Consider the following 13,503-nt stretch of genomic DNA (forward strand, 5'->3'; position numbering starts at 1 on the left):
GACGAAACATGGCCAACGCAAAAGGCAAGGTGACACAGGTCATCGGCGCTGTTGTCGACGTGCAGTTCGACGACTCTCTGCCAGAGATCCTGAACGCACTGAACACCGTAAACAACGACAAGAAACTGGTTCTGGAAGTTTCCCAGCACCTCGGCGAAAACACTGTTCGCTGTATCGCAATGGACGCGACCGAAGGTCTGGTTCGTGGCGCCCCAGTAGAAGACACTGGCGCTCCGATCTCGATCCCGGTTGGCAACGCGACACTGGGTCGTATCCTGAACGTCATCGGCGAGCCGGTTGACGAAGGTGGTCCGGTTAACGCAACCGAAACCCGCTCCATCCACCAGCCGGCGCCGGAATTCTCCGAGCAGTCGACTGAATCCGAAGTGCTGGTTACCGGCATTAAGGTTATCGACCTTCTCGCTCCTTACTCCAAAGGTGGTAAGATTGGTCTGTTCGGTGGTGCCGGTGTTGGTAAAACCGTTTTGATCATGGAACTGATCAACAACATCGCAAAAGTGCACTCCGGTTACTCGGTGTTCGCGGGTGTTGGTGAACGTACTCGTGAAGGTAACGACCTTTACTGGGAAATGATCGAATCCAACGTGATTAAGCCAGACAACCTCGAAGAGTCCCAAGTGGCTCTGGTTTACGGCCAGATGAACGAGCCTCCCGGTGCGCGTGCCCGTGTTGCTCTGACAGGTTTGACCCTGGCGGAACAGTTCCGTGACCAGTCCGGTACCGACGTTCTGTTCTTCGTGGACAACATCTTCCGCTTTACTCAGGCTGGTTCCGAGGTGTCTGCGCTTCTGGGTCGTATCCCGTCTGCTGTGGGCTACCAGCCAACACTGGCAACCGACATGGGCGCGATGCAGGAACGCATTACATCCACAAAATCTGGTTCGATTACCTCGATCCAGGCTGTGTATGTACCTGCGGATGACTTGACTGACCCTGCACCAGCAACCACCTTTGCGCACTTGGATGCGACCACGGTTCTGAACCGTGCTATCTCCGAGTTGGGCATCTACCCAGCGGTTGACCCACTGGACTCCTCCTCCCGTCTGATGGATCCATCGGTTGTGGGCGAAGAGCACTACAACGTGGCGTTCGAAGTTCAGGGTATTCTCCAGCGCTACAAGTCGCTGCAGGACATCATCGCCATCCTCGGCATGGACGAACTGTCTGAAGAAGATAAACTGACCGTTGCGCGTGCGCGTAAGATCCAGCGTTTCCTCTCCCAGCCGTTTGACGTTGCGAAAGTGTTCACCGGCTCTGACGGTGTTCAGGTTCCGCTGGAAGACACCATCTCGTCGTTCAAAGCCGTTGTGGCTGGCGAATACGACCACCTGCCAGAGGCAGCCTTCTACATGGTTGGCGGCATCGAGGAAGTGATCGCAAAAGCCGAAAAGATGGCTGCTGAAGCGGCTTAAGCGTTGTCGATTTGAAATGACTCGCCTGGCGCTGCCTGAAATCGCAGATTTCAACGCGCCAGACGAGACAGTCACTTTCAAGCAATCGAAACGCTATTAGGAGGCCCGAAATGGCAAACGTGATGCAATTTGATCTGGTTAGCCCTGAGCGGAGCCTTGCTTCGCTTGAGGCAACCGCTGTGAAGATCCCTGGCGCGGAAGGTGACTTGACCGCCATGCCAGGTCACTCTCCGCTGCTGACCTCGCTTCGCCCTGGCGTTGTGCGTGTTCAGACCGCAGAAGGTGAAAAGGATTTTGTGGTGACCCGCGGGTTCGCGGAAATCTCCGCAGAGTCGATCTCGGTGATCGCGGAACATGCGCACAAAGGCGAAGATGTGACCAAGGCAGATTTGGAGGACGTCATTGCTGACGCTCGCAAAGCCGCTGCGGAAGCGCCTGAAGAGCACAAGGACGGGGCAGAGAAATTTGTCGCAGACCTTGAGCAGCTGATGCACGACATGGTCTGATCCCGACACGGATCGCAAGGATAAAGAGGCCCCGCCGACACAGGCGGGGCCTTTTGCGTTTGAGGCGAAGAAAAGGCCTTGAAAGCGGCGTATTTGAATTACAGATTGGCCAGCGATGAAACGGATACGAAATAACTTTGTTGGTGTGGATCAGGGCGACGAAGCGCTGTTTTCGGACTTTGAAACAGACGGCGACATGTGGACCGGCAGCGGTACCCGGGAGCGCCGTAAGCTGGTCAAATTCTCTTCCAAATACCGCGTCCCCCCCACCGTTCAGGTGAGCCTGTCGCTGTGGGATATGGATCCGCAGGCCAATATTCGGGCTGAAGTGGTTGCCGAAGAGGTGACCAATCTTGGCTTTCATCTGGTGTTCCGCACCTGGGGTGACAGCCGCGTCGCGCGGGTGCGTATGTCCTGGCTTGCGATTGGCGAGCTGGCCTTTGCCGATGACTGGGTGATCGAGGACTAAGGCGTTTTACCAGTATCCCTTTGCGGCACAGATTGCGGCAGTTAGTCTTTCGGTTAACGGTTTCTCACATGGAGGGGCTTATGTCTGATCCGAAGGTTGGCACGTTTGAAGATCTCGTTGAGTTGACGCCAAAGTCAACGCGTCCCATCACAAATCGGTTAAATGAGCTGCTGTTGTCAGTGGATGAAAATGCTTGCTTCGTGGTGCGGTTGGGGGATCGCGCGGAGACTTATGGTGTTGGTCCTAAGAAAATGAGCGAAGGCTATTGTTATATCTTACTCCATTCGGACTGGGTTAATCTGGGGTTCTACAAGGGGGCTGAACTCCCGGATCCCACAGGCTTATTGCAAGGGACCGGCGCAAAAATGCGGCATATCAAAATGCGGGTCCTAGCGGACTGTCACAACCCACATGTGCACGACCTGATTGTGGTGGCTCTCAAAGAACGCAAGGCGGCCTTGGGTCAGTCGTAAGAAAAAGAACGCCCTGCGGGAAGACCGCAGGGCGTTATGTGTTTGATCTGGCGTGAGTGGTGATTGGATCAGCGCAAACGCAATCCGGTTTCAGGATCAAACAAATAAAGGCGTTCGGTGGGGATGGAGAGGCCAGCGCTGGTGCCTTCAGCGCTTCGGGAGTCCCCACGCTCTTCGACGATAAGGCGACTTCCGTCTGGCCCTGCGAGATAACAGTAGGACACGCCGCCCAGTGCTTCAGTGAGATCAATTGTGAGCTGATCTTGTGAGGGATCGAGCTCGATGTGTTCTGGTCGGGCACCTACGGTGACCTTTGTTAGGTCGGATGGCAGTGCAATTGGACAGTCTTGAGGTGCGGAAAACGCGGGGTGCGCCAACTTCCCATCGACGATGTCACATTCCAGGAAGTTCATGGCAGGGGAGCCGATGAATCCTGCAACAAAGCGGTTGTCCGGGTTGCGGTAGAGCTCCAGCGGGGCGCCAACTTGCTCGACGCGCCCATCTCGCAGCACCACAATCTTGTCCGCCATGGTCATCGCTTCAACCTGATCGTGGGTCACATAGATCATGGTCGCGCCAATTTCCTGATGCAGGCGGGCGATTTCGACCCGCATGTCAACGCGCAGTTCGGCATCGAGGTTGGAAAGTGGTTCGTCAAACAAGAAAACTTCTGGGCCACGGACAATGGCGCGGCCGATGGCGACACGCTGACGCTGGCCACCGGAGAGCGCTTTTGGTTTGCGCTTGAGATATTGGTCGAGCTTCAGAATCGAAGAAGCTTTTTGTACTTTCTCTTCGATCTCCGCTTTGGGGTGTCCGTTCATTCGCAGGCCAAAACCCATGTTCTCCGCCACAGTCATGTGCGGGTAAAGCGCATAGGTCTGAAACACCATCGCCACGCCACGTTTGGCGGGGTCCATATGGGTCACATCGCGTTGGCCGATGTTGATTTGCCCGTCGGTGGTTTCTTCAAGGCCTGCAATCATGCGCAACAGTGTGGATTTGCCGCAGCCCGAGGGGCCGACAAACACGCAAAATTCGCCGTCTTCGATCTCCAGGTCAATGCCATGAATGACCTGCGTTTCGCCGTATTTCTTGATGGCGCCTTGAAGGGTTACACCCGTCATGTTGTCTCTACCTTTTGTTGTCGCGTTTCCGGGAAGCGCCAGGCTTCCGCCTCTTCGCCGATGCGTTTTGAAGTTTCCAAAACGCGGGGGGCGAGGTGTTCAAGTTGGTCCAAGGATGTGCGGCTGGTTGGGCCGGTCACAGAGAGCGCACCGAGCATTCGGCCGCCGTTGGTCAGGATCGGCACCGCAATGCAAACGATCCCGGGTTCATGTTCTTCGCGGTCAAAAGCGTATCCGCGCGCACGAATGTTGGTCAGTTCTTTCCGTAGGCTTTCCGGCGAATCCAGCGTGCCGGGCGTAAAGCGGTGAAAGCTTTGCTGCGCGATGGCGCGGTCTAAAACGTCGCCATCGACAAAGGCCAGCATAGCTTTGCCAACGCCGGTACAATAGGCGGGGCCAACTTTGCCGGCTTGAGAGTACATCTCGACGGGCTTTTTGGCGTTGCGCTTGTCCACATAAAGAACCTGCGATGCATCCAGTTGAGCCAGGTGCACGGTTTCACCGGTTTCGGCAGACAGCTGATCCAAAAAGGGGCGTGCAATCGGGGCCAAAGAACTTGTTGTCCAAGCCGCGTGTGCCAGTCGAACTAAGCGCATGCCCATGGCGTAGGTTTGGCGCTCAGGTTCATAAGACAGCATGCCCTGATTGGTCAGTGTTTGTAGGAATCGGTACAGCGTTGCCTTGGGGTAAGGACTTTTTTCCTGCAGTTCGCCAAAGCGCACCGGCCGCTCAAATGCAGCAACTTGTTCAAGCACATCAAGGGCTTTGCCAACTGTTCCGTCTCCAGACATGTGGATTTCTTCTCCTCCATAGAGTCCGTCAGCCGTTAGGAATCTGTTGACAACCTAATCGACTCTGTGTGTAGATTTCAATATGTAAAACATGGTTTCAAATAATGGAACCGAAAATTGCATAATTTTGGAGACAGGGAGGAACAAATGCTTTCCAAAATGAAAACCACCGCCGCCGCCGCTGCGGTTGCCTCTGCGTTTGCTGTACCGGCTTCTGCGGAGCTGACTGGCGACCTGAGTATTTTTCTAGACACATCGAACCCGGCGCCACGCGCGACTATGGAAGCGATGATTGACCGCTTTAAAGCGGAGCACCCAGGGCTGAACGTTGAAACCACGGTGATCGACCGCGAAGCCTACAAAACCCAAATCCGCAACTTCCTGACCGCCAACGCGCCGGACGTGGCGACCTGGTATGCCGCAAACCGCATGCGCCCTTATGTGGAAGCCGGTCTGTTTGAGGATGTTTCCGATCTCTATGCAGAGCCAGAGATTGCTGAAGGCCTGGCCTCTACCAAAGGCGCGCTGACCATCGACGACAAACAGTGGGGCGTTGCCTACACGTACTACCAGTGGGGCGTGTACTACCGCAAAGACATCTTTGCTGAGCTGGGTCTGTCTGAGCCAACCACTTGGGAAGAAGAAAAAGCAAACTGTGGCAAGATCGTTGCATCCGGTCGCGCCTGCTACACCATCGGTACCAAGTACCTGTGGACCGCTGGCGGCTGGTTTGACTACCTGAACATGCGTACCAATGGCTTTGATTTCCACATGGATCTGGCCGCTGGCAACGTGTCCTGGGAAGACGACCGCGTGAAGCAGACGTTCATGAACTGGAAAGAGCTGGTCGACATGGGCGGCTTTATTGCTGACCACCAGACCTACAGCTGGCAGGAAGCGCTGCCGTTCATGGTAAATGGCGAAGCGGCCTCCTATCTGATGGGTAACTTTGCCGTGGCACCGCTGCGGGAAGCCGGTCTGACCGATGATCAGCTGGACTTCTACCAGTTCCCGAAGATCAACCCGGATGTTGCGCTGTCTGAAGACGCACCTACCGACACGTTCCACATCCCTGCAAACGCGAAGAACAAAGAAGCGGCTCGTGAATTCCTGCGCTTCGCAACTTCCGCAGAGGAGCAGACCATCATCAACAACGGCAAAAACCTCGGTCAGCTGCCTGTGAACGCGGGTTCCTCCGTGGATGATGACAAGTTCCTGCAGCAGGGCTTTGAGATGCTGTCCACCAACTCTACCGGCGGTGTGGCCCAGTTCTGGGACCGCGATGCACCGGCAGAGATGGCGAAAGTGTCCATGGAAGGCTTCCAGGAATTCATGGTCAAGCCAGACGAGCTGGACAAGATTCTTGCCAAGCTGGAACGCGCACGCGGCCGTATCTACAAGTGATGAGCCGTCAGGACCGCAAGCTGTCCTGAGCTTCATTCAATCGACAAGGCGGGGGAAGACTTCCGCCTTGTCAGTCTCAATTATCGGGTTTTCTTATGACCGTTTCCTCTGACATCCCTGAAACTGAAAGCTGGTTCCATCGCAACCAACAGCGTATTGCGCCGTGGTTGTTTCTGGCGCCTGGCATCCTGTTTTTTGCGGTCTACGTGATCGCGCCAGTGTTTCAGTCTTTCAATCTCTCGCTTTATGAATGGGATGGGTTGGGAGAAAAAACCTATGTGGGGATGCGGAACTACGAAGATCTCTATTGGGAGTACGTGGATCGAGACGCCTTTTTCACCTCGTTGAAAAACAACGTGATGTGGCTGTTTCTCTACTTGCTTGCCATTCCCGCCGGATTGTTCATCGCGCTGTTTTTGAACCAGACCGTGCGTGGCATTCGCCTTTACAAGTCGCTGTTTTTCTTTCCGTTTGTGATCTCTCAAGTGGTCGTTGGCCTGGTGTTTACGTGGTTCTACGATCCAAACTTTGGGTTGCTGAACACGATGCTTGGGTGGGTTGGCATGGGGCCGATCAATGTCTTGGGCAATGAACATCTGGTCACCTATGGCATCGTGGCGGCTGGGCTTTGGCCGCAGACCGCCTATTGCATGATCCTCTATCTCACCGGTTTAAACGCAGTCGACCCAGAGCAGATTGAGGCCGGGCGTTTGGATGGGGCCAAAGGCTGGTCGATGTTGTGGAACATCATCCTGCCACAGCTGCGTCCGGCAACGTTTATTGCTTTCGTGGTGACGATCATCGGCGCGTTGCGCTCCTTTGATTTGATTTCCATCATGACGCAGGGCGGCCCGTTTGGCAGCTCGCGCGTGTTGGCCTACTACATGTTCGAAGTGGCTCTGTCGGAATATGGCTTCCGCATGGGCTATGGCGCGGCCATCGCGGTGGTGCTGTTCCTGATTATGCTGTGCTTCATCACCTATTTCCTGTGGTCGATGTATCGCGAAGAGAAGGGGCACTGAGATGTTTCCGAAACCGATAGAAAAACAGTCTCAAGCCGCGCAAGTTGCTTACAAGTCTTTGCTGCCGGTAGCCTTGGCCTTCTGGTTGGCACCTTTGCTGGCGGTGGCTCTGTTCTCGGTGAAGCCCGGTGCGGATTTCACCTCGGGCAACTATTGGGGGCTGCCGTCGAGCTTTGAAGGCGCGGCCAACTATGGCCAGGTGTTCTTCAACTCTGACATGCCGCGCTATTTGCTCAACTCGTTCATGATCACGGTGCCCACGGTGATTGGAGCAGTGGCGCTCAGCGCAATGACGGGCTTTGCGCTCGGCATCTACAAATTCCGTGCCAATCTCTGGATTTTCTTCATGTTTGTGGCGGGCAACTTTGTGCCGTTCCAGATCCTGATGGTGCCGGTGCGCGACCTAACTTTGGAGTTGGGGCTCTACAATACTAAGACCGGCCTAGTACTGTTCCATGTGGCGTTCCAGACCGGATTCTGTACCTTGTTTATGCGTAACTTCATCCGGGCGTTGCCGTTTGAATTGATTGAGGCGGCGCGGGTGGAAGGTGTGAGCGAATGGCGTATCTTCTGGTATGTGGTGCTGCCGTTGATGAAGCCAGCTTTGGCCGCACTGTCTGTGCTGATCTTCACCTTCATCTGGAATGACTACTTCTGGGCGGTGGTGCTGACCCAAGGCATCGAAAGCCAGCCAGTGACCGCTGGCATCACCTCATTTAACGCGCAGTTCCGCGCGGCCTATCACCTGATGAGCGCAGGCTCGATTGTGGCAGCCCTACCGCCGGTGGCGATGTTCTTTCTGATGCAGCGGCACTTTATTGCTGGCCTGACGCTTGGAGCCGTGAAGTGACGCAAGAGATGCAAACCTGGCGCGTTGATGCGCCGGGTCAGACCTTGGTTCTGGCCTCGGACGGGGGCGTGCCCAGCGCGCTCTACTGGGGGGCGGCTTTGCCAGCGGAGCAAGACCTTTCGCAAATTGGCCTGATCGCCGCGCGGGATGTGACCGGCGGGATGATAGACCGTTTGCCGGATGTGTCGCTGTGTCCGGAGGTGGGACAGGGCTTTCAGGGACAGGCGGGGTTGGTGGCCTATCGTGACGGTCAGCCGCTGTATCCGCGTTTTAAGCTGATTGAGGCGGATGGCATGCGGTTTGCGTGTCGTGACGAGGTGCTTGGGCTGACGATCTCTTTTGAGTTTTCCATTGAAGGCGACGTGGTTGCGGCGCGGACAACGCTGGAGTCTGAGGCGGAGATCTCTGTGCACCATCTGGCCGCGCCGGTGATGCCGGGGCCGCAATATGGCGAAGAGATTTTGGATTTCTCTGGACGATGGATCGGCGAGTTCCAAATGGAGCGTGCCCCGTGGCGCGCTGGCATTCATATGCGGGAGGCGCGCGGTGGACGTTCCGGGCATGAGCATCCGCCGATTGCCTATTTCCCGGCACGTGGCGCGCAAAACACCGCTGGCATTGTGTATGCCATGCATTACGGCTGGTCTGGTGGACATGTGATGTATGTCGAGGAACTGCCGGATGGGCGGCGACAGATTCAGTTTGGTCACGCGACCGGCACCCGCGCCAGCGGGCAAGTCTTTGAAACGGCAAAGCTGTATTTTTCGTTCTCGGAGAGTGGCTTAAATGGCTGCGCCACCGCGTTCCAGCGGCATTTGCGGGATCAGGTTGTGACCTGGCCGCATCCGGAGCGGCCGCGGCCGGTGCACTACAATTGCTGGGAAGCGGTGTATTTTGATCATGATGTCGAAGTTCTGAAGGACATTGCAGAGCGGGCCGCAAAGCTGGGCGCGGAGCGGTTTGTTCTGGATGACGGCTGGTTTGGCAAGCGCGATGACGACACCAGCTCGCTGGGCGATTGGAATATTGATCCGCGCAAATGGCCCGCAGGTCTGACACCGATCATTGAGCACGTGAAAACGCTGGGCATGGTGTTTGGACTCTGGTTTGAGCCCGAGATGGTCAATAGGAACAGCGATCTGGCGCGCGCGCATCCGGACTGGATTTTGGGGCCGGTGGATCAGGTCGAAGGGCGGCAACAGCGGGTGCTGGATGTCAGCAATTCAGAGGTGCGTGACTATCTCTATGACAAGATCGCGGCCGTGTTGTCAGCGCATGACATTGACTACATCAAATGGGATCACAACCGGCTGCTGCCCGTCGCGGATGCAGCGCAGGCGGAAGGGGTCTACGCACTTATGGGGCGATTGCGGGCCGATTTTCCAGGGGTGGAAATTGAGAGCTGTGCCTCGGGTGGTGGACGTATTGACGCCGGTATTCTGGAGCACACGCAGCGGGTCTGGTTGAGTGACAGCAATGACGCGCTTGAGCGGTTGCGAATACAGCATGATGCGGCGTTGATGTTGCCGATGGCGATCACCGGTAGTCACGTTGGACCACGCCATTGCCACACGTCGGGGCGGGTGCATGACATCCGTTTCCGCGCCTGGGTCGCGGCGCAGCGGCACATGGGATTTGAAATGGACCCGCGTGAATTGACTGAAGACGAGGCAGCGGTGCTGTCTCAGGTCACGGCTTGGTGGAAAAGCAACCGGGATTGGCGGCGGACAGCGGATATCTTGCGGCTGGACGTTGCGGATCCAAGCGTTATTGCCGAGCAACAGCTATCCCAAGACAAACAGCGGTTTGTGGTATTTACAGGCAAGGCATCGACCGGCACACAAATCATGCCGCGCCCTTTGCGGCTGACCGGTTTGGAGCCGGATGCCACTTATGAAATTGAACTGATCAACCGGGATGAGGCGCATCCTTTGTCGCGTCGCGAGATGCCGTTGAAAGACGGTCCTGTGAACCTGAGTGGTCAGCTATTGATGCAACACGGTCTCATATTGCCGTGGTCCTTCCCGGACTGGATGTGGGTGATCGAAGGAAAGAAAAAATGAGCAAGAAGCGTCGTTCCCAGCATTGGTATGGCAAGCTAGACAAGGACGGGTTCATCCACCGCAGTTGGATGAAGAACCAGGGGTTTCCCGATCACGCGTTTGATGGGCGCCCAATCATTGGCATCTGTAACACCTGGTCTGAGCTGACGCCGTGCAACTCCGGTTTGCGGACCCTGGCGGAAGGTGTGAAGCGCGGTGTTTGGGAGGCTGGTGGTTTCCCCGTGGAATTCCCGGTGATGTCTCTGGGTGAGACCCAGATGAAGCCGACTGCGATGCTGTTCCGCAACTTGCTTGCGATGGATGTCGAAGAGAGCATCCGCGCTTATGGGATCGATGGTGTTGTGCTGCTGGGCGGCTGTGACAAAACTACGCCTGGTCAGTTGATGGGTGCCGCTTCGGTGGATCTGCCAACGATTGTTGTGAGCTCCGGTCCGATGTTGAACGGCAAGTTCAAGGGCAAGGACATTGGCTCTGGCACCGACGTTTGGAAGTTCTCGGAAGAGGTGCGCGCGGGGGAGATGACGCTGCAGGACTTCATGAACGCGGAAAGCGGCATGAGTCGCAGCGCGGGTGTGTGTATGACCATGGGTACGGCCTCCACTATGGCCTCGTTGGTGGAGGCGATGGGCATGGCGCTGCCAACCAATGCGGCGTTGCCTGCTGTAGATGCACGTCGGATGGCTTTGGCGCATCTGACCGGCAAACGGATTGTGGAGATGGTAGATGAGGATCTGAAACCGTCTGACATCTTGACCAAAGAGGCGTTTGAAAACGCAATTCTAGCCAATGCTGCCGTGGGCGGGTCCACCAATGCCGTTGTGCATTTGCTGGCGCTGGCTGGGCGCGTTGGCGTCGATTTGACACTAAAAGATTTTGAGATCGGCTCAGAGATCCCGCTTTTGGTGAACTGCATGCCGTCAGGCAAATACCTGATGGAAGATTTCTGCTATGCTGGTGGCGTGCCTGCTGTGCTGAGCCAGTTGAAAGAGCATGTGCGCCCAGCGAACACCGTATTGGGCAAGGACATTGCGGCCTATCACGATGGCGCGGAAATTTACAACGACGACGTCATTCGCCCGCTGGACAACCCTGTGAAACCGGCGGCAGGCCTGCGTGTGTTGCGCGGCAACCTTGCCCCCAATGGGGCGATTGTGAAGCCGTCTGCGGCTACTGATCACCTGCTGGAGCATGAAGGCGAGGCTTATGTCTTTGAGAACATCGAGGACCTGAAAGCCAACATCGATAAGCCTGATTTGCCGGTAACCGCCGATACCATTCTGGTGCTCAAAGGTTGTGGCCCTAAGGGCTATCCGGGCATGCCAGAGGTGGGCAACATGCCGATCCCGGGCAAGTTGGTGAAAGAAGGTGTGCGAGACATGATCCGCGTGTCGGACGCGCGGATGTCAGGCACGGCTTATGGCACGGTGATCTTGCACGTGAGCCCGGAGGCACAGGCCGGAGGCACTCTGGCGCTGGTGAAAACCGGGGACCGGATCAAGGTGTCTGCCTCGGGCGGCGTGCTGGAGTTACTGGTGGATGAGGCGGAGCTTGAGGCGCGTCGCACGGCTTGGGAACCTGATCCAGAGCACTACACCCGCGGATACGCGAAACTCTATTACGACCATGTGTTGCAGGCCGATCAGGGGGCCGATTTGGACTTCCTTGTGGGCAAAGACACGCGACTTGTTACACGGGAGAGCCACTAATGACCGGCACGATTTTTCCTGATCTGAAAGGCAAATCCGTTTACATCACCGGCGGGGCCAGCGGCATTGGTGCAGCCCTGACCGATGGGTTCATGGCGCAGGGGGCGAAGGTGGCGATCATCGGACGCTCTGCGGCGGAGGACTTTATCGCGGAGATGGAAACTAAACATGGTGCGACGCCTCTTTTTATGCAGGGAGACATCTCCGACATTCCGCGCCTGCGGGAAACCATCCAGCAAGCGGTGGGGGAGCATGGCGGCTTGGATGTGCTCGTGAACAACGCCGCCAACGACCAACGCCATTCACTGGATGAGGTGGATGAAGAGTTCTACGACTGGATGCAGGCGGTGAATCAAAAGGCCTATTTCTTTGCTTGTCAGGAAGCGGCTCGGCACATGGACGGCAGTGGCTCGATCATCAACTTCAGTTCGATCAGCTACATCATGGGCAACGCGGGATACCCGATTTACACGAGCGCCAATGCGGCGATCACCGGCATGACACGGTCGCTTGCTCGGGAGTTGGGGCCAAAGGGTATTTGCGTGAATGCACTGGCCCCCGGCTGGGTGCTGACGCAAAAGCAGCTGGATATGTGGGCCGATCCGGAGGCGTTGGCGGCGCATATGGAGCGGCAGTGTTTGAAAGAGCATTTGACGCCGGAAGATATGATTGACCCCACGCTTTATTTGGCGTCAAACGCCAGCCGAATGATGACTGGGCAATGCATGGCCGTTGATGGCGGCGTTGTGGTTTCGGGGTAAGATATGTCTGTGCAAGCACAATGGATTGGAGTGGATTGGGGCACGTCAAAGCTGCGTGCCTATGCCATGGAGGGCGACAGGCTTCTGGCAACGGCGCAGTCGGACAAAGGCATGGCGAAACTGGACGCCGGCGGGTTCGAAGCGGCTTTGTTGGAACTGGTTGAAGGCTGGCTTGGTGACGGGCCGACAGATGTGATTGCTTGCGGTATGGTGGGGGCGCGCCAAGGCTGGGTTGAGGCACCTTACACGGCGGTTCCTGCGCCCGCGCTGGCGCCGCAGCCGGTGCTGGTGCCCGATACGGATGCGCGTTTGCGGGTGCATGTGGTACCCGGATTGAAGCAGCCAAAGCCCGCGGATGTGATGCGGGGAGAAGAGACACAAATTGCGGGGTTCTTGTCGCACAACGCGAACTGGGATGGCGTCTTGTGCCTGCCAGGCACCCACACCAAATGGGCGCATGTCAGCGCGGATGAGGTGGTGAGTTTCCGAACCTTTATGACGGGCGAACTGTTTTCGCTCCTGAGCAAGCAGTCTGTGCTGCAGCACTCGGTTGGTGAGGGCTGGGACGCGGAGGCCTTTGGGGCGGGGATGGATGTGACCCTGTCGCGTCCAGAAAATCTGGCTTCGGAACTGTTTGGCATTCGCGCCAGTGATTTGTTGAATGCAACGCCCTCTGCGGCGTCGCGGTCGCGCTTGTCGGGACTACTGTTGGGAGCTGAACTGGCGGCGTCGCGGCCATACTGGCTGGGTCAGCAGATTGCGGTGATCGGAGAGCAGCAGCTGTCCGACGTTTATGCAGAGGCCTTGAAGGCCCAGGGCGGTTGGGTGACCGTTGTGGACTGTCAGGACATGACACTTGCGGGGCTGTCTGCCGCGCGCAACCTTTTGGGATAACAAT

General features: G+C 56.7%; 13 protein-coding genes. 11 read left to right on the top strand and 2 right to left on the bottom strand.

Annotated elements, in window-relative coordinates; translation table 11 throughout:
• The first annotated feature begins 8 nt into the window (after positions 1–8).
• The 4 genes from atpD to JXR15_RS17360 all read left to right on the top strand — a co-directional run bounded on the left by atpD (position 9) and on the right by JXR15_RS17360 (position 2,881).
• Complete coding sequence (gene atpD / locus JXR15_RS17345; protein WP_422054456.1) at positions 9–1,433, top strand: F0F1 ATP synthase subunit beta; 1,425 nt, start codon at positions 9–11, stop codon at positions 1,431–1,433.
• A gap of 110 nt (positions 1,434–1,543) precedes the next feature.
• Entirely contained in the window at positions 1,544–1,939 is a 396-nt protein-coding gene (locus tag JXR15_RS17350; RefSeq protein ID WP_422054457.1) for a F0F1 ATP synthase subunit epsilon, read from the top strand.
• 115 nt (positions 1,940–2,054) lie between these two features.
• Positions 2,055–2,408 (top strand): H-type lectin domain-containing protein, encoded by a 354-nt coding sequence (locus JXR15_RS17355; RefSeq protein WP_422054458.1) that lies wholly within the window; start codon positions 2,055–2,057, stop codon positions 2,406–2,408.
• A gap of 80 nt (positions 2,409–2,488) precedes the next feature.
• Positions 2,489–2,881 (top strand): hypothetical protein, encoded by a 393-nt coding sequence (locus tag JXR15_RS17360; RefSeq protein ID WP_422054459.1) that lies wholly within the window; start codon positions 2,489–2,491, stop codon positions 2,879–2,881.
• Between the two features lie 68 nt (positions 2,882–2,949).
• Here JXR15_RS17360 and JXR15_RS17365 read toward each other — a convergent pair whose 3' ends face one another.
• Both JXR15_RS17365 and JXR15_RS17370 read right to left on the bottom strand, forming a co-directional pair.
• Positions 2,950–4,008: an ABC transporter ATP-binding protein gene (locus JXR15_RS17365; protein WP_422054460.1), complete on the bottom strand. Its 1,059-nt coding sequence runs from the start codon at positions 4,006–4,008 to the stop codon at positions 2,950–2,952.
• On the bottom strand, positions 4,005–4,799 hold the full coding sequence (locus JXR15_RS17370; protein ID WP_422054461.1) for an IclR family transcriptional regulator: 795 nt from the start codon (positions 4,797–4,799) through the stop codon (positions 4,005–4,007). Before JXR15_RS17370 ends, JXR15_RS17365 begins: the two co-directional genes overlap by 4 nt.
• 147 nt (positions 4,800–4,946) lie before the next feature.
• On the opposite strand from JXR15_RS17370, the gene JXR15_RS17375 reads away from it, so the two are divergent.
• The 7 genes from JXR15_RS17375 (at position 4,947) to JXR15_RS17405 (ending at position 13,499) form a co-directional block, all read left to right on the top strand.
• The gene (locus JXR15_RS17375) at positions 4,947–6,203 is read left to right on the top strand and encodes an ABC transporter substrate-binding protein (protein ID WP_422054462.1); all 1,257 of its coding nucleotides are present in this window, start codon (positions 4,947–4,949) and stop codon (positions 6,201–6,203) included.
• A gap of 95 nt (positions 6,204–6,298) precedes the next feature.
• Positions 6,299–7,225 carry a carbohydrate ABC transporter permease gene (locus JXR15_RS17380; protein ID WP_422054463.1) on the top strand — a complete coding sequence of 309 codons (927 nt, stop codon included), beginning with the start codon at positions 6,299–6,301 and terminating at the stop codon, positions 7,223–7,225.
• Between the two features lies 1 nt (position 7,226).
• A complete protein-coding gene (locus JXR15_RS17385; protein ID WP_422054464.1) occupies positions 7,227–8,075 on the top strand; it encodes a carbohydrate ABC transporter permease in 849 nt (282 codons plus the stop codon).
• 8 nt (positions 8,076–8,083) lie between these two features.
• On the top strand, positions 8,084–10,138 hold the full coding sequence (locus JXR15_RS17390) for an alpha-galactosidase (RefSeq protein WP_422054722.1): 2,055 nt from the start codon (positions 8,084–8,086) through the stop codon (positions 10,136–10,138).
• Positions 10,135–11,844: an IlvD/Edd family dehydratase gene (locus tag JXR15_RS17395; protein ID WP_422054465.1), complete on the top strand. Its 1,710-nt coding sequence runs from the start codon at positions 10,135–10,137 to the stop codon at positions 11,842–11,844. The genes JXR15_RS17390 and JXR15_RS17395 overlap by 4 nt, the downstream gene beginning before the upstream one ends.
• A complete protein-coding gene (locus JXR15_RS17400) occupies positions 11,844–12,605 on the top strand; it encodes an SDR family NAD(P)-dependent oxidoreductase (protein WP_422054466.1) in 762 nt (253 codons plus the stop codon). Before JXR15_RS17395 ends, JXR15_RS17400 begins: the two co-directional genes overlap by 1 nt.
• 3 nt (positions 12,606–12,608) lie before the next feature.
• Entirely contained in the window at positions 12,609–13,499 is an 891-nt protein-coding gene (locus tag JXR15_RS17405; protein ID WP_422054467.1) for a 2-dehydro-3-deoxygalactonokinase, read from the top strand.
• Positions 13,500–13,503 lie beyond the last annotated feature (4 nt).

It is taken from the genome of Shimia sp. (assembly GCF_049116215.1).
Classification (GTDB): Bacteria; Pseudomonadota; Alphaproteobacteria; order Rhodobacterales; family Rhodobacteraceae; genus Shimia.